A 20,809-nucleotide genomic window follows, 5' to 3' on the forward strand; every position below is an offset into this window, starting at 1 on the left:
TGCGTCCGGACGGGGGTCCACGCAACGATCCTGCGTGCGCTATCCCCCGACGAGCCGCCGACCCTCGAAGGCACGGCCGAGCGTGACCTCGTCGGCGTACTCCAGGTCGCCACCGACCGGCAGGCCGGACGCGAGCCGCGTCGTCCGGATGCCCATCGGCACGAGCAGTCGACTCAGGTAGGTCGCGGTGGCCTCGCCCTCGAGGTTCGGGTCGGTCGCGATGATCACCTCTTCCACCGTGCCGTCGGCCAGGCGTGTCATGAGCTGCTGGATGCGGAGGTCGTCCGGTCCGACGCCGTCGATCGGGCTGATGGCGCCGCCGAGGACGTGGTACAGCCCGCGGAACTCACGCGTCCGCTCGATCGCGGCGACGTCCTTCGCCTCTTCCACCACGCAGATCACCGCCGGCTGTCGTCGGGGGTCGCGGCAGATGCTGCAGCGCTCCGACTCGGTCACGTTGCCGCAGACCTCGCAGAACCGGACGCGTTCCTTGACGTCGGCCAGCAGCTCCGACAGCCGGGACGGGTCGAACGACTCGCTCTGCAGGATGTGGAAGGCGATGCGCTGCGCCGACTTCGGGCCGATGCCGGGCAGGCGGCCGAACTCGTCGATGAGGTCCTGGACGATGCCGTCGTACATCAGGCGCCCTCGCTCAACGTGGTCTCCTCGATGAACTGCGCGCCGAGGATCTCACGCACCACGGCCTCGCCGTACCGGCCGGGGACCGCTGCGCGGCGCGGCTGCTGGGGCTGTCGGGGTGGCGCTGCCGCCGTCCGCGCCGCGGTGGTCCCGTTCGCGGATGCCGGTGCGGCCGGAGCCGTGCCGGTCGGAGCCGTGGCCACCGCCCCGGCGGCGGGCGCGTGCGGTCGGGCACCGTCGTCGGGTGGGACGTCGTCGAAGGGGCCGTCGTCGAGTGGGTAGTCGTCGACGGGCACGTCCGGTGCTGCGGCCGTGCGCTCGCCCGGACCGGTGGGTGCCGGTCGGTCGGCCGGTGCCGGCGCAGCAGTCGGTGCCGGCGCAGCAGTCGGTGCCGTCGCAGCAGTCGGTGCCGTCGCAGCAGTCGGCGCCGGTGCGTCCGTTCCGGTCGATGCGTCGGGGGCGGCCGCTCCGTGCTGCGCGGGAGCGACGGTGTCACCGGGGCCGGTCGACCCGAAGGGGGCGCCCCAGGCAGGCTCGACGCTGTCGGGGACCGTCCCCGCGGTCGGGTCGGTCGCCGGGATGGACGCGACGGCCCACTCCGTGACGGGGTCGTTCGACGCGGCGGGTGCAGGTGCAGGTGCAGCCTGCGCCGGGGCCGCCGGGGTCGGCGCCTGCGCGGCTGCGTCCGACGTCGGGGCGGTCGCAGTGGGAGCCTGGGCCTGCCGAGTCGTCGCGGGAGCGGCCGATCCGGAGGCCGTCCGCGCCGCGGGCTCTGGCGGAGCGGCAGCCTCGGACGTCGGCGACGCGTCGTGTCCGTCGCCCGTGCGCCGTGGCCCGGGATCGCCGGCGCCGCTCGGACGCTGCTGCCCGGGACCACCCTGTCCGGGGCCGCGAGCCACGAACTTCACGCGGAAGCCGAGCACGTCGTTGATCGCCTGGCGGACGAGTTCGCTCACGCTGGTCGTCGGGTCGGACATCTCCTTGAACGAGGCGACGTCCTGGTGGCTGGGGAACGTGAGCGCCAGGACGTCGTCCCGCAGCGAGGTGACCTGTGCGGTGACGATCACCGTCCACGCGGAGCGCTTGGCGCGCTGGACGTGCTCGAGGACCTGCGGCCAGGCGTCGCGCATCTGCTGGAGACCGACCGCGGCGATCGGCTGGACGGCAGGCTCGGACCCGATGACGGTGCCCTGGCCCGTCGAGGAGGACGACGCGTGTTCCGACGGCACGGACGGATCGGAGGGTGCGGTGGACTCGGCGTGCGGCGTTCCCGGTGCGACGGCGGCCCACGAGGCCGCTGCGTCCTGGGCGGCGTTCGCGGCGGCTGCCGGCGCGGACTCGGAGTCGGCAGCCGGTGGGACCGACGCTGCCGAGGTGGACGCGGACGGAGCGGACGCAGACGGAGCAGTCGCCGACGAGGGTGGTGCCGACGGAGCCGGAGCCGTCGGGGCGGAACTGGCCGGAGCAGCGCCGCCGTCGGGTGCCGGCGCTGCCGGCTGCGACGACGCGGCAGCAGGAGCGGTGCGCGCAGGCTGCGATCCGGTCCGGGCCGCCGGCGCCTCGGCCGGCGCCTGGTGCCCGCCGGCGTCGCCGACGCCCACACGACGCTCGAGGCGCTCGACCCGGGCCAGGGCGCCACGCTGCGTGTCGTCCGCTTCCGGCACGAGCATCCGCGCCACCATCAGCTCGAGGTGCAGTCGGGGCGAGGTCGCTCCGGTCATGTCGGTCAGTGCGCGGTTCGCGATGTCGGCGCCGCGGGACAGCCCGGTGGCACCGAACACACCGGCCTGGCGCGACATGGTGTCGAGCTCTTCCGGGGAGACGCCACGCAGGACGGCGCCCGCGCTCTCGTTCGTCGCGGCGACCACGATCAGGTCGCGGAGTCGTTCGAGCAGGTCCTCGACGAAGCGGCGCGGGTCCTGACCGGTCTGCACGACGCGGTCGACCGCGGCGAAGGCCGAGCCGGGGTCAGCGACCGCCAACGCGTCGACGACGTCGTCGAGCAGGGCGCTGTCCGTGTACCCGAGCAGGGCGACCGCACGCTCGTAGCGGAGCGCGCCGTCCTCACTGCCCGCGATGAGCTGGTCGAGCAGCGACAGGGTGTCGCGGACGGACCCGCCACCCGCACGGACGACCAGCGGCAGCACACCCGGGTCGACCGTCACCGATTCCTGCGTGCAGAGCTGCTCGATGTACTCGAGCATCGCGGCCGGCGGGACGAGCCGGAAGGGGTAGTGGTGCGTGCGCGACCGGATCGTGCCGATGACCTTCTCGGGTTCGGTCGTCGCGAAGATGAACTTGACGTGCTCCGGCGGTTCCTCGACCAGCTTGAGCAGCGCGTTGAACCCCTGCGGGGTCACCATGTGCGCTTCGTCGAGGATGAAGATCTTGTAGCGGTCGCGCGCCGGTGCGAACACCGCGCGGTCACGCAGGTCGCGCGCGTCGTCGACACCGTTGTGGCTGGCGGCGTCGATCTCGATGACGTCGAGCGAGCCGCTGCCGCCGCGTGCGAGTTCAACGCAGCTGGGGCAGACACCGCACGGGGTGTCGGTCGGCCCCTCGGCACAGTTCAGGCAGCGCGCCAGGATGCGGGCGGAGGTCGTCTTGCCACAGCCGCGCGGCCCGCTGAACAGGTAGGCGTGGTTGACACGGTTCGTGCGGAGGGCGGTGCGGAGCGGATCGGTGACCTGCGACTGTCCGATCAGCTCGGCGAAGTTCTCGGGCCGGTAACGGCGATACAGGGCGGTGACCACGCGACAAGGGTAGCCGGGACAGCCGACACCGGGAGGCCGTTCTCCACAGGCGTCGGAGCGACCGGCGTGGACCCGTCCGCGAACGAAGAAGACTCCTCACGCACCCGCCAGAGCCCGGTTGCCCTTGCTGCGTTTCCGCCCTGGGGGAGTTGGCCTGGATGGCGTCACGTGAGGAGCCTCCGGAAGCATACCGGAACCGACGGGCATGATCGAACGCATGAAGATCGCCATCGCCGGAGGCCACGGCCAGATCGCCCTCCTCCTCGCCCGCCTGGTCGTCGACGCCGGACACGAGGCCGTCGGCATCGTCCGGAACCCCGCCCACGTCGCCGATGTCGAGCAGACCGGGGCCACCGCGATGATCGCCGACCTCGAGCAGCTCGACGACGACGAGCTCGCGCTCCGGCTGCGCGGGGTGGACGCCGTCGTGTTCGCCGCCGGCGCTGGGCCGGACAGCGGCGCCGAGCGGAAGCTCACGGTCGACCGCGACGCCGCGGTCCTGCTCGCCGATGCCGCGGTCCGGGTCGGCATCGAACGGTACGTGATGATCTCGGCGATGGGTGCCGACACCTACGACGCGACCCAGGCCGTCGTCCCCGCGGCAGACGACCGCGCGGTGTTCCAGGTCTACCTGCGCGCCAAGGCCGAGGCCGACGCGAACATCCGGGCGCGGCGCCTGCGCTGGACGATCGTCCGTCCCGGTGGGCTGCTCGACACCCCGCCGCAGGGCACCGTGACGGTGGGGTCCACGGTCCCCCGCGGGACGATCCCCCGGGCCGACGTCGCGGCGGTCGTGCTGCACGCGCTGCTCGACGACGCCGCGATCGGTGTGCAGTTCGAGGTCACGAGCGGCAACACGCCGATCACTGCCGCACTGGGTGCACTGGGCTGACCCACGGACGGACGGGAGGCCCCGTGCGCGACGTGCGCGGGGCCTCCTGTCCGTTGTGGGTGTCTACAGCGCGACGGCCGCGGACTGCCGCGCGATCTCGAGCTCTTCGTTCGTCGGGACGACGAGCACGGCCACCCGTGAGGAGTCCGTCGAGATGAGCCGGGCGTCCTTCGCGTGCAGTTCGTTGCGGTCGTCGTCGATCTCGATGCCGAGGTGCTCGAGTCCGGCGAGCACCCGCCGACGCAGCAGCGCGTTGTTCTCGCCCACGCCCGCGGTGAACACGACGGCGTCCAGCCCGCCGAGCTGCGCGGTGTAGGCCCCGACGTACCGGCGGATGCGGTGCCGGTACACGGCGAGCGCCGCCTCGGCGGTCTCGTCCCCGTCGATCGCTGCTGCCTGGACGTCGCGCATGTCACCGTTGCCGGTGAGTCCGAGCAGTCCGGACCGCTTGTTGAGCATGTCGTCGAGCTCGTCGAAGGACAGCCCGGCCTGTCGGTGCAGGTGGATGAGGACCGCGGGATCGAGGTCACCGGAGCGGGTCCCCATCACCAGACCTTCGAGCGGAGTGAGGCCCATCGAGGTCTCGATCGACCGACCGCCGTCGATGGCCGCCGCCGACGCGCCGTTGCCGAGGTGCAGGACGATGGTCTTCAGCTTGGACAGCGGCCGGTCGAGGAACACGGCGGTCTGCTCGGAGACGTACTTGTGGCTGGTGCCGTGCATGCCGTACCGGCGCACGGAGTACTGCGACGCCAGGTCGGCCGGGATCGCGTACGTGTAGGCCTCGGGCGGCATCGTCTGGTGGAACGCGGTGTCGAACACGGCGACGTGCGGCACGTCGGAGAAGACCCGCTGTGCGGCCCGGATCCCCTCGAGGTTGGCGGGGTTGTGCAGCGGCGCCAGGCTCGAGAGCGCCTCGATCTGCTGCTCGACCTGCGGCGTGACGACGGTGGCCCGGTCGAAGGTCGTCCCGCCGTGGACGACGCGGTGGCCGACGACCGCCGGCGGGTGCTCGTCGAACGACGGGCCGGTCCTGCTGAACGCGTCGAGCATCGCCTGGAAGCCCGCCGCGTGGTCCGGCACCTCGGCCGAGTCGTTCGACGCGGACTCCCCCGTCAGCGCGTTCGTGTGCTTCCACGAGCCGGACGACTCACCGATGCGCTCGACGAGTCCGGACGCGAGCATCCGCTCACCGTCGAGCTCGATGAGCTGGTACTTGAACGAACTCGATCCGGAGTTGACGACGAGGGCGGATGTCACGTGTCGCTCGCTTTCTGTGCGTGGCCCGGTCGGGCCGGTCTGGAGGCGCGGGTGCGGTCCGGCGGTCAGCCCGCGTCCGGCTCGGCGGTGCCGGCCTGGATCGCGGTGATTGCGACGGTGTTGACGATGTCGCTGACGAGCGCGCCACGGGACAGGTCGTTGATGGGCTTGCGGAGCCCCTGCAGCACCGGGCCGATCGCGATCGCGCCGGCTGATCGCTGCACGGCCTTGTACGTGTTGTTGCCGGTGTTGAGGTCCGGGAAGATGAACACGGTCGCGTGCCCGGCGACCGGGGAGTCCGGCATCTTCGTGCTGGCGACCGTGGGGTCGGCGGCGGCGTCGTACTGGATCGGGCCCTCGACGAGCAGGTCGGGGCGACGCTCGCGGACGAAGGCCGTGCCGGCACGGACCTTGTCGACGTCCGCCCCCGTGCCGCTGTCGCCCGTCGAGTAGCTGAGCATCGCCACGCGCGGGTCGATGCCGAACTGGGTCGCGGTCTCGGCGGAGGAGATCGCGATGTCGGCGAGCTGCTCGCTCGTGGGGTCCGGGATGACCGCGCAGTCACCGTAGACGAGCACCCGGTCAGCGAGCGCCATCAGGAACACGCTCGACACGATCGAGGTGTCCGGGCGGGTCTTGATGATCTCGAAGGACGGCCGGATGGTGTGCGCCGTGGTGTGCTTCGCCCCGGACACCATGCCGTCGGCGAGCCCGAGCTGCACCATCATCGTGCCGAAGTACGACACGTCGGTCACGGTGTCGCGGGCGAGCTCGATGCTCATGCCCTTGTGGGCGCGCAGGCGGGTGTACTCGGCAGCGAAGCGTTCGCGCAGCTCCGGGTCGAAGGGCGACACGAGCTGTGCGGCGTCGAGGTCGAGGCCGAGCTCGGTCGCCCGGGCCCGGATGGCGGCGGGGTCGCCCAGGATCGTGAGGTCGCACACCTGGCGCTGCAGGAGCGTCGACGCCGCGCGGAGGATGCGGTCGTCGTCCCCCTCGGGCAGGACGATGCGCCGGGCGTGGTCGCGCGCCCGCTCGATCAGGCCGTGCTCGAACATCAGCGGTGTCACGACGCCCGAGGGCGTGACCTCGAGCCGGGCGAGGAGCTCGTCCGCGCGCACGTGCCGCTCGAACAGCGCCAGCGCCAGGTCGGCCTTGCGCGGGGAGTCCGCCGCGAGCCGCCCGCGCGTCTGGGTGATCCGGAGCGCGGTGTCGTACGTGCCGAGGTGGTTGGTGGCGATCGGCAGCGAGCTGGACAGCCCTTCGAGCAGGCGCGTGATCTGCGGCGCGGTCTCGAACCCGCCGTTGAGGATCACCCCGGCCAGGCTCGGGAAGGTCTCGGACTGGTTCGCGAGCAGGGTCGCGATGAGGACGTCGTTGCGGTCGCCGGGGACGACCACGATCCCGCCCTCGATCAGACGCGGGAGCACGTTCTCCATGCTCATGCCCGCCACGACGGTGCCCAGGGCCTCGCGGTCGAGCAGGGCTTCGTCGCCGCGGACGAACGTGGCGTCGGTGGCGGCGAGCAGGGCCCGGACGGTCGGGGCGACCAGGACCGTGTCCTCGGGGATCGCCCACACCGGTGTGTCCGGGTGGTGGTCGGCGACCGCGGCGGCGACGCTCGCGCAGACGGTGTCCAGCGCGTCGGGGTCGGCACGGTTCACCACGACCCCGAGCAGCTGGGCGTGTGCGGCGCGGAGTTCGCTGGTGGTGACGTCGGCGACCTGTGCCATGTCGGCCGGCGTGCGTGCCCCGCGCTCGGCGGACACCCGGCCGCCCAGCACCAGGAGCACCGGTGCACCGAGGTTCGCCGCGACCTTGGCGTTGAACGACAGCTCGGTGGGGCTGCCGACGTCGGTGTAGTCCGACCCGAGCACCAGGACCGCGTCGTACTGGCGCTCGACCTGCCCGAAGCGACCGACGATCGTCGCGAGGGCGGCGTCCGGGTCGGCGTGGACGTCGTCGTAGGTCACTCCGAGCGCGTCGTCGTAGGACTGGTTGGTGCCGGTGTGCTGGAGCAGGAGCTGCAGCACGTAGTCGGGTTCCTCGACCGAACGGGCGACGGGCCGGAACACGCCGACGCGTCCGACCGTGCGCGCGAGGGTCTCGAGGACACCGAGCGCCACCGTGCTCTTGCCCGTGTGTCCTTCTGCTGACGTGATGTAGATGCGGGTCGACACCGTCTCAGCGTATCGGCGCGCCCGTCGTGGCCACTGGGAACCGGGCCACTGTGGACGGAGGTGGTCGTCCACAGGCCCGATGACCTGTACCATGGGGTGTCGTCGCGAGACGGCACCAGGAGAATTCGCCTAGTGGCCTATGGCGCACGCTTGGAAAGCGTGTTGGGTGCAAGCCCTCGGGGGTTCGAATCCCCCATTCTCCGCAGCACCACCGAGAGCGCGAGACCCCGTCGGGTCTCGCGCTCTCGTCGTTCGTGCCGCGTCGGTCGTGCCGCGTCCGTCTGGGGCCGGTCCCCCACCCGGTGGACGCCCCTGCACCCCGTTCGCCAGGAACGCCGTGGGAAGGGTGGACAGATCTGTCGCGGGCCTCCGCCGCTCCCCTATGCTGGCCGGGACGGGCGGCCCGACACGGGCGCCCGAGGGGACAGGAGCGAAGCCGTGGGGGAGACGACGGTGCCGGCGGAGACGCCCCGGACGGAGACGGCCTACGAGCTCGTCCTGCGCCCGCGGTCCTCGCTCGTGCGGTCGACCGCGCTGAGCATCGTCTTCTCGGCCGTGCCGCTCGTCGTCGCACTCGTCTGGGTCGCGCTCCCGCTGCGGCTCTGGGCCCTGGTGGCGACGGCCGTCGTGGTGCTCGCCGTGGTCGCGGGTCTGGCCTTCGTCCGGCTGCGGTTCGCGTTCGTCGGCATCGGCACCGACGCGGTCGCGGTCCGCGGTCTCGTCACCCCGGCCCGGACCTTCCCACGCTCCGAGGTCGCTGGCCTCGTGCTCGGCACGACCTTCGGCAGCTCGGTGGACCGGACGACGCGCGAGCTCGTCGCGGTCGACGCCACCGGCGCACGGCTGTTCCGGATGCGCGCGGACGTCTGGGGCGAGGACGCGATCGACCGGGTCGTCGAGACCCTCGGCGTCCAGATCACGGAGCTCCGGCGACCGATGCCCGCGCGGGACTTCGCCCGACGGACCCTGCGCGGGCGCCGCGACGACTGACCCGGCGCTGCACGACGTCCCCTGAGGGAGCTCGCACCCGCGCGCCGCTGTCCGACGCCCCGTGAAGGGGCTCGCGGCGGTCCGGCACGCCCGGAAACGCACACGCGCTTGACACGTGTCCAGACGATGCGTGATGGTGACATCACCTCATCACGAGTGCCACCACATCCGGACCTCACCAGTCCGGCCGGGTCCAACCAACCCGGAGGGTCGGGGGCGGCGCTCATGGGCCCCTACAGCCGGCCGCCCCCGCGACGGCCTGTCGTCGTGCGCGAACACGGCGGCAGGTCATCAGGTGTTCCCGCGTATCCGACGGGAACCCGTCAATGCTAACGAATGCACTGGGCAGCACGCGTTTTCTGACCCGGTGCCCGGCGGGCAACGGCTGTCGTGCTGCGTTCGGCGCGCCCGCGCCCGCGACCGTCACCCCCGGACTGGGGTCCGATCAGCCGGGACTTCCACCCGGGCACGCTGGTGCTCCTCTCAGTCTGGGCTTAACGTGACTCAGACATCGCACAGACGGTGACGGAGGTCCCTACCCTCCCTCGCCGCGTATCCGAAAGAGGTTGCCATGTCGCAATCGCGTGCGCGTTCGTCGCGCCGTGCACCAGCACTGATGGGACTCATGGGAGTCTCCGTCGGCCTGGCCGTCACCCTGCTCGCCCCCTCTGCGGCCTCGGCCGCCCCTGTGGTCTCACAGGGCACCGGCCGTCTCGTGCAGACGTCGCTGCTGAGCTCGACGGTGCTCGACACCGTCGCGACGCTCCGCGGTGCCGCAGCCGTGAACGCGGACGCCACCGGGGACGTGGTGGTGAACACCCCCCTCGACGCGACCGCGGTCGCGCAGCTCGTGCAGCTGCAGGCCGGGGCGTCGAACCTGTTCGGCACGAACGGGGTCATCCAGCTCGGTGCGGTCGGCCAGTACGGCCGCGCGGCGGACGACGGCTCCTCGGCCGCGTTCTCCGGCGCGGTCTCGCAGGCCGCCAGCCTCATCGGCGCCGGCACGACCGTGAACGGCGGCGACGTCGGCTCCCCGACCGCCGGCAGCAACGCGCAGATCACCGTCGGCACCGCGGCCAGCCCGGTCTCGCTGAACGTCGCACTGACCGGTCTCGCGGCATCGGCACAGCAGACCGCCGACGGCACGCAGACCGGCCGCTACACGCTGACCGACGGCAGTGTCATCACCGGCGGCACCGTGCTCGCGCCGACGCTCAACGGGCTCCGCACGCCGCTGGCCACCGTGATCGGCGTCGCGAACGGCCTCGGGGTCACGGTCGCCAACCCGATCGCCGCCGACGGCACCGTCCGGGTCACGCTGCAGCAGCTGCTCGACGCCGCCGGTGTCACGAGCGTGAACGACCTGCCGGCGAACACCAACCTGCTCAACTACGTCCCACAGGCCGTGACCACGCAGGTGACGGCTTCGGTGAACGCCACGCTCGCCCAGCTCGCGACCGGTGCGACGAACCTCGGCGGCGTCGGTGGGCTCACCTTGAACGCGGCGATCACGACCGCGCGAACGACGCTGAACCCGCTCCTGACCGCCCTCTCGTCCACGCTGAGCACGAACCTCGCCCCGGCCATCACGACCGCGGCGCAGCTCAACGTGAACCGCCAGGCGACCGGCGCGGACGGCGCCTTCACACAGACGGCACTCCGCGTCGGTGTCGGACCGAACGGCAGCATCGCAGCGGTCGACCTCGCCAGCGCCACCGTCGGCCCGAACGCCGGCATCGCAGCGGTCCCCGTCGTCAACCCGGCATCGGCCAGCATCGCCGGTGGTGCGCTCGTCCTCGCGGCGATCGCAGCACTGCTGGTGCAGCGCCGTCGTCGGTCGACGGCACTCGCCGCCGCCTGATGTACCGCGCAGGCTCGATCGGGCCGTCCGTCATGACGGGCGGAGTGATCGCCGCGGGAGCCGGCGCCCCCGCGATGGGCATCGCGCTGCTGGTGCTCGGCGCCGTCCTCGCAGCGTTCGTGCTCTGGCGCGTGCTGTACCGCCGCCGACGCGCAACCAGCGTCGACCGGTGACACCGTCGGCCGTCTCGTCCCTGGATCAGGAGGACGAGGCGGCCGCCGGAGGACACGTCCGACGTCGGGTCGTCCGACGGGTCCTCCCCGGGTGACCGCCTTCCCGGCCGCTGGCCGAGGCGGTCACCGGCCCGTGGACGCGCAGGTTCGGGACCTGCGCTCCACGGGCCCCTGACTCCCCCACACCCGCACCCCGCTCGTCCCTCCTCACGGAAAGGACCGTCGTGTCCGCCTCCGAATCCGCGCAGACCCTGGCGTTCGTCCTGCTGGTCGTCTTCCTCGCGTACGTGACCGCGATCCTCGTGCCGTTCCTGCGCCGGCGTCCCTCTGCCGAGGGCGACCCGGGAACGCTGGACTGGCACGTGTTCGTCGCCTGCCGCGACGAGGTCGTGGTGATCGGCGACACGCTCGCCAGGCTGCGCCGGGACTTCCCCGCCGCCCACGTGTGGGTGGTCGACGACGCGAGCACCGACGGCACCGGGGACGTCGTCCGCGCCGTGTCCGACCCGATGGTGCACCTGGTCGAACGGCGTCTGCCGGATGCACGGACCGGCAAGGGTGCCGCGCTCAACGCCGCGTACCACGCACTCGGGGGCTGGCTCCCGGCCGGGTCCGCGCACGACCGTGTCGTCGTCGCGGTCGTCGACGCGGACGGACGACTGGCCGCCAACGCGCTGGCCCAGGCCGCGGGCCCGACGGCCTTCGGCGACCCGCGGGTGGGCGCGGCACAGGCCGCCGTGTGGATGTCCAACCGCACTGCGCTGCGCAGAGCCGGAGACGGCGACGACGACGAAGCAGATGCCGGCACCGCCGTGCCACTCTCCCGGTGGGGTCGCTGGTTGGTCCGGATGCAGGACATCGAGTTCCGCACCGCGATCGCGGCGATGCAGTGCCTCCGCGGACACACCCTGTCCGTCGGACTCGGCGGCAACGGCCAGTTCACCCGGCTGAGCACGCTGGACCGCATCGGCGCCGCGAACGGCACACCGTGGCACGGGTCGCTGCTCGAGGACTACGAACTCGGCGTCCACGTCATGCTCGCCGGTTTCCGGAACGTGTACCTGCACGACACCCACGTCGAGCAGGAGGGGCTGCCGTCGGTCCGCCGCCTGCTCACCCAGCGCACCCGGTGGTGCCAGGGCGGCATGCAGTGCGCGAAGTACCTGCCGCGGATCTTCGCCTCGCGCCACGTCACGCACGCCGGCGCGATCGAGGCGAGCTACTTCCTCATCCAGCCCTTCACCCAACTGGCCGGCGTGCTCCTGTGGCCCGCCGTCCTGGTCTCGATGCTCGCCGCCGGCACCGTGTCCGCCGGCAGCGCCGCCGCCTGGGCCGCCGAGAACTGGTGGCTGCTCCCGCTCGTCGTCGTGACCGGCATCGCCCCGTTCGCGATGTGGCCGCTGATCTACCGCCGTCGCGCCGAGCCGGGCACCAAGATCGGCACCGCGCTCCTCTGGGCCCTCGGCTACTGGCTGTACATGTACCAGAGCTACATCTGCGTCCCGCGCGCGTTCGTCCGGCTGGTCCGAGGTCGCGCCGGGTGGGCGAAGACCCGACGGAACGCCGAGTCCGGCTCCCTGCTGCTGGCCACGGAGGTCTGATGTCCCACGCCGTCGTCCCCGCCGCCCGGCGCGTCCGCCACCGCGGCGGCCACGTGCTGCTCGCCGTCCTCGCCACCGCCGCCGCCGTCGCGACCCTCGCCGCCGCGAACGCGATCCACCCGCTGGAGGCCCGGGGCGTCGCCGCAGCGCTGGCTCCGCTCGCGGACGGGGGCACCGCCGCGTCCGGCAGCGTCGCGTACTTCGGCCTCGGCACCCGGACGGTGCACGGCATCCAGATCACCCCGATGTGCTCGAGCGTGGTCCTGGTGGTGCCGCTGCTCCTGCTGGCCGCGGTGCTCGCGCTCGTCACGCGCGGCAACCGCACGCCGCGCGTCGCCATCGGCCTGGCCGCCGCGGTCGTCCTCGTGGTGGCGTGCAACACGCTGCGGTACCTCGGGTCGGCGCTCGCGCTGCAGGGGTGGGGCGAGCAGGGCTTCGACGTGGTGCACGAGTACGCCGGATCGCTCTTCGTGATCGCCGGCTTCGCCGCGGCGTTCCTGCTGCAGCTCCGGTTGGCGCTCCACCAGCCGGTCCGCCGACGGGGTCGTCGTGCCGCCAGCCGGGCCCGCGCCATCGAGGTGGCGCCGTGACCGGGCGTGCCAGCCGACTCGTCGCCGCCTTCCTGGCCGTCGCGACCAGCGGCGCGCTGGTGTGGGGGGCCGCGACCGTGGCCGCCGGTGCCGAACCACCCCGGGCCGCGGGCACAGCGCTGCGGGTCGGAGCATGCCTGGACCTGGCGACGCCGCGCGACCGCTCGGCACGCACGACGCCGGACCCGGTTGCCTGCGCCGGGGAGCACACCCACCAGGTCTTCGCAGTCGCCACCGTGCCCGGTCTCGCCGGGCAGTGGCGGCAGCGGCCGACCGCCGCGGTGTTCGCCGCGGCGACGGCCGGGGTGTGTGGACCCGACGCACTCCGTGCCTTCCTCGGCGCCCAGGCGGTCGACGCCCTCACCGACCTGACGATCAGCCGGTTCGCCCCGTCCGCCCGCGGGTGGGCCGACGGGTCCCACCGCGTCGCGTGCACCGTGTCCGTCCCGGTCGACGCCGCCGCGACGCCGCTCCCCCTCCGGACCTCGCTGCAGGGCATCGCCGGCCGCGAGGGGACCGGGACCGACAGCTCGGCCGTCGTCCGGGCGTGCCGCAGTCAGCTGCCCGAGGGCGACGCGTGGTCCGCGCACGGTTCCCGCGTGCGCTGCGACCTGCCGCACACCACCCAGGAGGTCGGCGCGTGGATCGCGCTGACCTCCGACACCGAGGACCTCTCCCCCGCCACGATCACGACACGCTGTCGCGACGCGGCCGAGACCTTCGTCGGCGGTCGGCTGCCGACCGGGCTCGCACCGTCGGGCGTCGTGGTCCGTGCCGACGGCGCCGTCACCCTGCGCTGCACGATCGGGGGTGAGCCCCGTGACGATCGCACCGACGTCGTCGTCCTCCCGGGCTGAGCGCCGGGCTGCTGCCGGACGCTCCCGGGCTGAGCGCCGGGCTGCTGCCGGGCGCTTCCGGCAGCGCGGACTCGGCGAGCGCCTGTTCCTGCTCCTCCTCGGCCCGGTCACCGTCGCGGTCCTGCTCTGGCGGTTCGTGTCCGCGGTCCCGCGCGTCCGGTTCGACGACGCCGTGCTCTGCCTGCTCGACGTCGCGCCGCCGCGCACTCTCGGCGCACCGCTCTGGCCCGCGCACGCCTGGACGGCCGCCGCGTGTTCGCCGGCGGACGGCACCGCGACCGTCAGCAGTGCAGCCCTCCCGTTCCGGCTCGCCGAGCTGCTCACCCCGTTCGTGACCGGTGCCGCCGGGCTCGACGTCCGACTGGCCGCGGCGGTCATCGCCCTCGTGCTGGCCGTCGTGGTCGTCGCGGGGACCCTCGCCGTGCCCGGTCGGCTGGTGGTCCGCGTGGGCGCCGCCGTGCTCGCGGTCGGGGCGCTCGTCGACCCGTGGTCCGTGCGGACGCTGCTCGCTGCCGGGCCGGAGTCGGCTGCGCTGCTCGGCGCGGCCGCCACCGCCGTGTCGGCGGCCTGGCTGCCGCGGAGGCCCTTCGTCGCGACGGCCGCGATCACCGTGAGCACCGCCTCCTGGGTGACGGCGGCACCGACGCTGGCGTGGGTCGTCCTGCCCGTCGTCGCCGCGGTCGTCGCCGTCGTGGTCGTCCGCGCGACCGGGGTCGACCGTGTCGTCGGCCTGGCCGTCGCCGGCGCGGCGGTCGCCGCGCTCGCGACCAGCGCCTGGACCGGGGCGCACCTGGCGTCGCCGGACGACGGCGTCGACGCCAGGACCCGTCACGTCCAGGTGGTCGCGTCGGTCATCGGGTCCGACGCCGCGCGGGCGACGTTCGGGCTCGGACCCGGCAGTGGCGACGGCTCGATCCGGGACGGTGACCCCGACCCCGCGTTCGCCACCCTCGACGACCTCGACCTCGTCCGAGCGGCGGTCGTCCACCCGGCGACGACCGTCGTGCTCGCCGACCGCGCGGTCTCAGCACTGCTCGATCCCGACGTCGACTCCGCGGACACGGGTGCGTCGCCGGTCACCGTCGCCGCGGGCGCGCTCGCGAGCCTGCCGCTGCTGGCGCTCGGTCTCCACCTCGCGGTGGCGGCGTCGGCCGCGGCGCTCACCGTCCGTCGGCGGCTCGGCTCGCGCGCGTCGGGCGTCGGGATCGCGGCGCTGGTGATGACCTCGTCGTCGTGGCTCGTGTTCTGGGCCTGGGTCGTCACCGGGGACCCGGCTGACCCGGTCCCGGCGGTCGTCTTCACCACGACGACCCTGGCGCTCGTCCCCCTGCTCCCCGTGCAGCTCGCCGTCCTGCTGCGCAGCGGCCCCGCCGTCGCCGGTCGCCAACGGCACCGTCGACTCGTCCTCACCACCGCACGGACAGGAGCACACCGATGACGTACCGCCCGCGAGTCCTCGTCGTCTACGGCACGCGGCCCGAGGCGGTGAAGGTCGCCCCCGTCGTCCTCGCCCTCCGCCAGGACCCCGACCTGCAGGCGCTCGTCGTGGACACCGGACAGCACCCCGACCTCACCGCCGCGGTGCACGAGACCTTCGGCACCCACCCGGACTGCACCCTGTCGATCGCGCGACCGGGCCAGTCCGTCGGCGCGATCGCCGCACGGACGATGACCGCGGTGGGGTCGCTCCTGGCCGAGTGGCGACCCGACCTCGTGCTCGTCCACGGCGACACGACCGCCGCGGCCGCCACGGCACTCGCCGCCCACTACGCGCACCTCCCGGTCGCACACCTGGAGGCAGGACTCCGGTCGGGCGACCTGTGGTCCCCGTGGCCGGAGGAGGCGAACCGCAGCGTCATCGGTCGCCTGGCCGGGCTGCACCTGGCTCCGACCGCGACCGCGCGGGACAACCTGCTGCACGAGGGGGTGCCCGCCGAGCGCGTCGTCGTCACCGGCAACACGGTCGTCGACGCGCTCCTCCACACCCTGGACCGGGCACGACCGAACCTGCCCGGACCGCTCGAGGAACGGGCCGCAGCGGCTCGTCAGGTCGTGCTGTTCACGGCGCACCGCCGCGAGTCGTGGGGCGGCGGACTGGCCCGGGTGGCCGCTGGCCTGGCCGACGTCCTGGCTGACCGTCCGGACACCCTGCTGCTCGCCCCGCTCCACCCCAACCCGGTGGTGCGTGACGCGGTCCTGCCCGAACTCGCCCGCGTGGCGTCCGCCGTGGTGACCGACCCGTTCGACCACCCCGCGTTCTGCCGGGCGATGCAGCTGTCGACCGTCATCGTCACCGACTCCGGCGGGGTGCAGGAGGAGGCACCGTCGCTCGGGGTCCCGGTGCTGGTCACGCGCGACACCACCGAGCGCCCGGAAGCCGTCGCCGCCGGTGCCAACCGGCTCGTCGGCACCGAGCGTGCGGCCGTGGCGAGCGCGCTCCGCGAGGTCCTCGACGACCCGGGAGCACGTGCGCGGATGGCCGCCGTGGAGAACCCCTACGGCGACGGACACGCGGGACGGCGCGTCGTGCGGGCGATCCGGGAGTTCCTCGGGGTTCCCCCGCGCCACCGGCGACGCGACGACGACGTCCTGCACGACGACGTCCGGCGGCACGAGGACGTCCTGCACGACGACGTCCGGGACGCGGATGCGCGACACGACGACGCCCTCGGCGCCACGGCGGCGGTGGGCGTCGCGTGAGGGCCCTGCCGGCCGCAGTCCTGGGCGTGCTCGCGGTCGCCGCCATGGCCGCGGGCGTGGTCAGCCTGCAGACGCCGGCCCCGGACCCCGGTGCCGGGGTGGCTCGTGACCTCGACGGCCGTCCGGTGGTCGGCGCTCCACCCGCGACGGTGGCCCCCACCACGTCGACGACCGCGGGGACCGTGGGCAGCGGGGGCGACCGGCTGGTCGTGCCGGCGGTCGGGCTCGACGTCCCCCTCGACACGATGCAGGTCCGGCACGGCGTCGTCGACCCGCCGGGCTTCGCCGCCGCGTACGAGGTGCAGGGCCTGACGACCGACGTGCCCTCGGCCACCGGGACCTACATCGCCATGCACGCGCTGCGCGGCGGGGGCCGTGCACCCGGGAACGCCCTCTGGGACACGGACGCCGGACGCCCCCGCATCGCGATCGGCGACACCGTCAGTGTTGACGGTGCATCGTGGCGCGTCACCGGCATCGGCACCCCGACGAAGCAGTCCGTGCCCGGGAGCGACCGGCTCTGGTCGACGACGCCCGACGAACTCGTGCTGCTGACGTGCCTGGAGACCCCCGACGGACGTCCCTCCACCCGGAACGTCGTCGTCACGGCGGAGCCTGCGGGCTGAACCCGGTCCGGCGTCAGCGGCGTCGGCGCAGCGTCGAGAAGATCCCCTGCACCACCTCTTTCGCGATGCTGCCCCCGAGGCCGCCACCGAGCAGGTCGGACAGCGGGTCCGTCGGCCGACGCCTCGACGTCGTCCGGGTGCCCGAGCGCGACGAGCCGCGCGACCGACGGGCCTCGGCGGCACGTTCCGCCTGCTCGAACTCCCGCTGCGTCCGCTCGTACTCGCGCTGCGCCGTCGCGTGCTCGCGTGCCTCGCGCTTCGCGTCGGCGGCCGCCTGCTTCGCCGCGGCGGCGGCCGCGCGTGCGGCCTCCTTCTCCGCGTCCGCGGCGGCGGCCTCGGCCGCCTCGTGTGCGTCCGCGGCTGCTGCCTGCGCAGCGGCTGCCTCCATGCGGCGGGCGAGCATCTCGTGGGCCGAGTCGGGGTCGACGCGGGTGCCGTAGGCGGCGAGCAGCGGGGACGCGGTGACCCGGGCCTCCAGGTCGGCCGACGGCATCGGCTCCATCGATCCACGCGGCGCGCGCAAGCGGGTCCACGCGACCGGGGTCGGCGCGCCCTTCTCGTTCATCACCGTGACGATGGCCTCACCCGTGGCGAGTGAGGTGAGGACCTCGCCGAGGTCGTAGTCGCTGGTCGGGTAGGTCGACACCGTCGCACGCAGGGCCTTCGCGTCGTCCGGGGTGTGCGCCCGCAGCTGGTGCTGCACGCGGGAGCCGAGCTGCGCCAGGACGTCGTTCGGCACGTCCTTCGGGGTCTGCGTCACGAAGAAGATGCCGACCCCCTTCGACCGGATCAGCCGCACGGTGCGCACGATCTGCTCGAGGAAGTCCTTCGACGCACCGGTGAAGAGCAGGTGCGCCTCGTCGAAGAAGAACACGAGCTTCGGCTTGTCCTGGTCGCCGACCTCGGGCAGCTCGTTGAACAGGTCCGCGAGCAGCCACATCAGGAAGGTCGAGAACACCTCGGGCTGGTCCTGCACGCCGGGGACCTCGAGGAGGCTGACGATCCCGCGCCCGTCCGCCGTCGTCCGGAGGAAGACCTGCGTGTCGATCTCCGGCTCGCCGAAGAACCGGTCGGCACCCCGGTCGGCGAAGGTGATGAGCTCGCGGAGGATGACCCCGACCGTCTGCTTCGACAGCCCGCCGAGGTCGGCCAGTTCCGGCTTGCCCTCGTCGCTCACCAGGAAGGTCAGGACGCTCCGCAGGTCCGTGAGGTCGACGAGCGGCAGTCCGGCCTGTTCGGCGTAGTGGAACACCAGACCGAGCGAGGACTCCTGGGTGGCGTTGAGGCCGAGGGCCTTCGCGAGCAGCAGGGGCCCGAAGCCCGACACCGTCGCACGGATCGGCACGCCGGAGCCCTGGCCGCCGAGCGAGTAGAACTCGGCCTCGCTGGCGGCGGGGGTCCAGTCCTGGCCGATCCCGGCCGTGCGCGCCAGGAGCTTGTCGCTGCTCGTCCCCGCGACCGCCAGCCCGGACAGGTCGCCCTTGATGTCGGCGGCGAACACCGGCACGCCGTTCGCCGCGATCTGCTCCGCGAGGACCTGCAGCGTGCGGGTCTTGCCCGTCCCGGTGGCACCGGCGACGAGCCCGTGGCGGTTGAGCATGCCGAGCGGGATGCGCACCTGGACGTCGGGCAGGGCGGCGCCGTTGACCAGGGCGCCGAGCTCCAGCGCGCTGCCGTCGACGGCGTACCCGTCGCGGATCGCGGCGATCGCGGCGTCGTCGAGCGGACCGACGGGAGGCTCGGTGCCGGTCGGCGTCGCAGCCGTCGGGCCCGGGGTGGGCGCGTCCGGGGCCGCGGGCGCGTCCGGTGCGGGTGGTGCGTCCGGCGTGGGCGGCGCTGGCGGCGCTTCCGGTGCGTCCGGCGCGGGTGGTGCGGGTGGTGCGTCCGGCGCGGGCGGTGCGTCCGGCGCCGGCGGCGCTTCCGGTGCGGGGGTCGCCGGGGTCGGAGCTGCCTGGGCCAGCGCCGCGGCGAGCTCCTCGGCGCGGGCGACTGCTTCGTCGGCCAGTCGTCGTGCCTCGTCAGCCGCTGCCCGTGCCGCCTCGGCCGCCGCTCGTGCCTGCTCCACCGCGTCGCTCATGCGCTCAGCCTAGGGACGGACCCGGCTCTGCGCCCGGCTCGTGTCGCGAGCGATCCGGATGCGTCCGCATCAGACGACACCGCACGCGTCGAACGATCTCTGCCGTGTCGGAACATGCACACGCACCCGATGCGTCCGCATCAGCCGACACCGCACGCGTCGAACCACCTCTGCCGTGTCGGAACACGCACACGCACCCGCAGCACGCGCGTCCCGCGCAGCGCCTCAGTGCGTCAGTGCCGGCACCGACCTCGGCCGCACCACGAACCACAGCAGCAGGACCGCCACGGCGGCGGTGCTGGCCATCACCGCGGCCATCGGTGCCGCCTGCGTGATCCCGAGCAAGCCGACGATCGGCGAGATCAGCCCGGCGACACCGAAGTTCAGCGCGCCGAGGACCGAGGCCGCCGTCCCCGCTTCTTTCCCGTGGGAGGCGAGACCGATGACCTGTACGAGCGGGAACGAGAAGCCGCACGCCGCGATGAAGAACCACAGCGGCACGAGGACCCCGACGAGCCCGGCACCGAGCAGGTCGAGCACGATGATCGCGGTCGAGGCCAGCAACAGCGTCGCCGTCGAGCACGCCAGGATCCACTGCGGGCCGACGCGCTGCGCGAGTCGCGCCGAGATCTGCACGCCGAGGACGACCCCGATCGAGTTCACCGCGAACAGCAGCCCGTACTGCTGCGCGTTCAGCCCGTACACGCCCTGGAACAGGAACGGCGACGCGCTGAGGTACGAGAACAGCCCGCTGAACACCATCGCACCGATGAGCGCCACGCCGACGAAGATCCGGTCCGTGAACAGCGCGCGGTAGCGCTGGCGCATCGTGGAGTGTCCGGCCTCTTGGCGGCGGGCCGGCGGCAGGGTCTCGACGATGAGCAGGATCGACGCGATCACCACCGCCAGGCCGTAGCAGGCCAGGAACACGAAGATGCCGCGCCAGCTGGTGAACCGGAGCATCTGCGACCCGATGAGCGGGGCGAGGATCGGCGCGAGCCCGTTCACCATCGCCAGCCGCGAGAGCATGCGCACGAGGGGCTTGCCGCCGAACAGGTCGCGGACCGTGGCCATCGCGACGACACCGCCGGCCGCGGCACCCATCCCCTGCAGGACGCGGAACAGCCCCAGCAGCTCGATGTCCGGCGCGGTCGCGGCACCGATGGACGCGGCGATGTGCACCGTCGTCGCGATGATGAGCGGGAGCCGACGACCGACCTTGTCGCTCCAGGGACCGACGAGCAGCTGCCCGGCGGCGAAGCCGAGCGTGGTGGCCGTCAGCGTGAGCTGGACCGCCCCGTCGGTGACGCCGAACTGCTCCTTCAGCGAGGGGAACGCCGGCAGGTAGAGGTCGATCGTGAACGGCCCGAGCGCGGTCAGGGCACCGAGGACGAAGACGTAGACGAGGCGCTGGGCGCGGGTCAGGGAGTCCCCGGGGTGCAGGATGACCCGGATCGAACCGGTGGTCGCAGGCGCGGTCACAGCAGTGTCCTTCGGCGGTGAGGGGCGGTCGGCGGAGCGGCGTCGGCGTCGATCGAAACGATTCGGCCGTGGAACCATCCTAGGACCGACGCCGGGCATCGCGACACCCGCTGCCGGTCGTTGCCGCGTGT

General features: G+C 73.3%; 16 protein-coding genes, 1 tRNA gene and 1 other RNA gene. 11 read left to right on the forward strand and 7 right to left on the reverse strand.

What is annotated here, in order from left to right; genetic code table 11:
* Positions 1-39: 39 nt before the first annotated feature.
* The 3 genes from recR to ffs all read right to left on the reverse strand — a co-directional run bounded on the left by recR (position 40) and on the right by ffs (position 3,573).
* Entirely contained in the window at positions 40-639 is a 600-nt protein-coding gene (gene recR, locus ASG04_RS00565) for a recombination mediator RecR (RefSeq protein WP_056118756.1), read from the reverse strand.
* The gene (locus ASG04_RS00570) at positions 639-3,392 is read right to left on the reverse strand and encodes a DNA polymerase III subunit gamma and tau (protein WP_056118760.1); all 2,754 of its coding nucleotides are present in this window, start codon (positions 3,390-3,392) and stop codon (positions 639-641) included. Before ASG04_RS00570 ends, recR begins: the two co-directional genes overlap by 1 nt.
* Before the next feature lie 84 nt (positions 3,393-3,476).
* An RNA gene (gene ffs, locus ASG04_RS16920) (signal recognition particle sRNA small type) lies at positions 3,477-3,573 on the reverse strand.
* A 36-nt stretch (positions 3,574-3,609) separates the two neighbouring features.
* Here ffs and ASG04_RS00575 point away from each other — a divergent pair.
* On the forward strand, positions 3,610-4,284 hold the full coding sequence (locus ASG04_RS00575; protein ID WP_056120078.1) for an SDR family oxidoreductase: 675 nt from the start codon (positions 3,610-3,612) through the stop codon (positions 4,282-4,284).
* 63 nt (positions 4,285-4,347) lie between these two features.
* On the opposite strand, the gene ASG04_RS00580 is transcribed toward ASG04_RS00575, so the two are convergent.
* Complete coding sequence (locus ASG04_RS00580) at positions 4,348-5,544, reverse strand: acetate/propionate family kinase (protein WP_056118764.1); 1,197 nt, start codon at positions 5,542-5,544, stop codon at positions 4,348-4,350.
* A 65-nt stretch (positions 5,545-5,609) separates the two neighbouring features.
* Positions 5,610-7,721 (reverse strand): phosphate acetyltransferase, encoded by a 2,112-nt coding sequence (gene pta / locus ASG04_RS00585; RefSeq protein WP_056118766.1) that lies wholly within the window; start codon positions 7,719-7,721, stop codon positions 5,610-5,612.
* A 118-nt stretch (positions 7,722-7,839) separates the two neighbouring features.
* Between pta and ASG04_RS00590 the strand changes: the two genes are divergently transcribed.
* The 10 genes from ASG04_RS00590 (at position 7,840) to ASG04_RS00630 (ending at position 17,119) form a co-directional block, all read left to right on the forward strand.
* Positions 7,840-7,924, forward strand: a tRNA-Ser gene (locus ASG04_RS00590).
* Positions 7,925-8,159: 235 nt separating this feature from the next.
* Complete coding sequence (locus ASG04_RS00595; protein ID WP_056118769.1) at positions 8,160-8,711, forward strand: hypothetical protein; 552 nt, start codon at positions 8,160-8,162, stop codon at positions 8,709-8,711.
* A gap of 625 nt (positions 8,712-9,336) precedes the next feature.
* Positions 9,337-10,572, forward strand: a complete 1,236-nt coding sequence (locus ASG04_RS00600; protein WP_162241676.1) for a choice-of-anchor G family protein — start codon at positions 9,337-9,339, stop codon at positions 10,570-10,572.
* Between the two features lie 32 nt (positions 10,573-10,604).
* On the forward strand, positions 10,605-10,745 hold the full coding sequence (locus ASG04_RS17230; protein ID WP_156463463.1) for a hypothetical protein: 141 nt from the start codon (positions 10,605-10,607) through the stop codon (positions 10,743-10,745).
* 224 nt (positions 10,746-10,969) lie between these two features.
* Positions 10,970-12,346, forward strand: coding sequence for a glycosyltransferase (locus ASG04_RS00605; RefSeq protein ID WP_056118774.1), 1,377 nt, complete (start codon positions 10,970-10,972; stop codon positions 12,344-12,346).
* On the forward strand, positions 12,346-12,936 hold the full coding sequence (gene xrtS, locus ASG04_RS00610) for an exosortase S (protein WP_056118776.1): 591 nt from the start codon (positions 12,346-12,348) through the stop codon (positions 12,934-12,936). The genes ASG04_RS00605 and xrtS overlap by 1 nt, the downstream gene beginning before the upstream one ends.
* Positions 12,933-13,793 (forward strand): septum formation family protein, encoded by an 861-nt coding sequence (locus ASG04_RS00615; RefSeq protein WP_056118779.1) that lies wholly within the window; start codon positions 12,933-12,935, stop codon positions 13,791-13,793. The genes xrtS and ASG04_RS00615 overlap by 4 nt, the downstream gene beginning before the upstream one ends.
* Positions 13,756-15,231: a hypothetical protein gene (locus tag ASG04_RS00620; RefSeq protein ID WP_156463464.1), complete on the forward strand. Its 1,476-nt coding sequence runs from the start codon at positions 13,756-13,758 to the stop codon at positions 15,229-15,231. The genes ASG04_RS00615 and ASG04_RS00620 overlap by 38 nt, the downstream gene beginning before the upstream one ends.
* Complete coding sequence (wecB, locus tag ASG04_RS00625) at positions 15,228-16,493, forward strand: non-hydrolyzing UDP-N-acetylglucosamine 2-epimerase (protein ID WP_082517692.1); 1,266 nt, start codon at positions 15,228-15,230, stop codon at positions 16,491-16,493. The genes ASG04_RS00620 and wecB overlap by 4 nt, the downstream gene beginning before the upstream one ends.
* Complete coding sequence (locus ASG04_RS00630; RefSeq protein WP_056118783.1) at positions 16,490-17,119, forward strand: class F sortase; 630 nt, start codon at positions 16,490-16,492, stop codon at positions 17,117-17,119. The genes wecB and ASG04_RS00630 overlap by 4 nt, the downstream gene beginning before the upstream one ends.
* Before the next feature lie 13 nt (positions 17,120-17,132).
* Here ASG04_RS00630 and ASG04_RS00635 read toward each other — a convergent pair whose 3' ends face one another.
* Both ASG04_RS00635 and ASG04_RS00640 read right to left on the reverse strand, forming a co-directional pair.
* Positions 17,133-19,196: a helicase HerA-like domain-containing protein gene (locus ASG04_RS00635; protein WP_056118786.1), complete on the reverse strand. Its 2,064-nt coding sequence runs from the start codon at positions 19,194-19,196 to the stop codon at positions 17,133-17,135.
* A 225-nt stretch (positions 19,197-19,421) separates the two neighbouring features.
* A complete protein-coding gene (locus ASG04_RS00640) occupies positions 19,422-20,651 on the reverse strand; it encodes a multidrug effflux MFS transporter (RefSeq protein WP_056120080.1) in 1,230 nt (409 codons plus the stop codon).
* Between the last annotated feature and the right edge of the window lie 158 nt (positions 20,652-20,809).

This window comes from Curtobacterium sp. Leaf183 (assembly GCF_001424385.1).
Lineage (GTDB): Bacteria > Actinomycetota > Actinomycetes > Actinomycetales > Microbacteriaceae > Curtobacterium.

Bases quoted from the DNA above. Each gene is read 5' to 3' on its own strand.
- ASG04_RS00575 (WP_056120078.1), top strand. From the start codon at position 3,610: ATGAAGATCGCCATCGCCGGAGGCCACGGCCAGATCGCCCTCCTCCTC.
- recR (WP_056118756.1), bottom strand. From the start codon at position 639: ATGTACGACGGCATCGTCCAGGACCTCATCGACGAGTTCGGCCGCCTG.
- ASG04_RS00635 (WP_056118786.1), bottom strand. From the start codon at position 19,196: ATGAGCGACGCGGTGGAGCAGGCACGAGCGGCGGCCGAGGCGGCACGG.
- xrtS (WP_056118776.1), top strand. From the start codon at position 12,346: ATGTCCCACGCCGTCGTCCCCGCCGCCCGGCGCGTCCGCCACCGCGGC.
- wecB (WP_082517692.1), top strand. From the start codon at position 15,228: ATGACGTACCGCCCGCGAGTCCTCGTCGTCTACGGCACGCGGCCCGAG.
- ASG04_RS00600 (WP_162241676.1), top strand. From the start codon at position 9,337: ATGGGAGTCTCCGTCGGCCTGGCCGTCACCCTGCTCGCCCCCTCTGCG.
- ASG04_RS17230 (WP_156463463.1), top strand. From the start codon at position 10,605: ATGACGGGCGGAGTGATCGCCGCGGGAGCCGGCGCCCCCGCGATGGGC.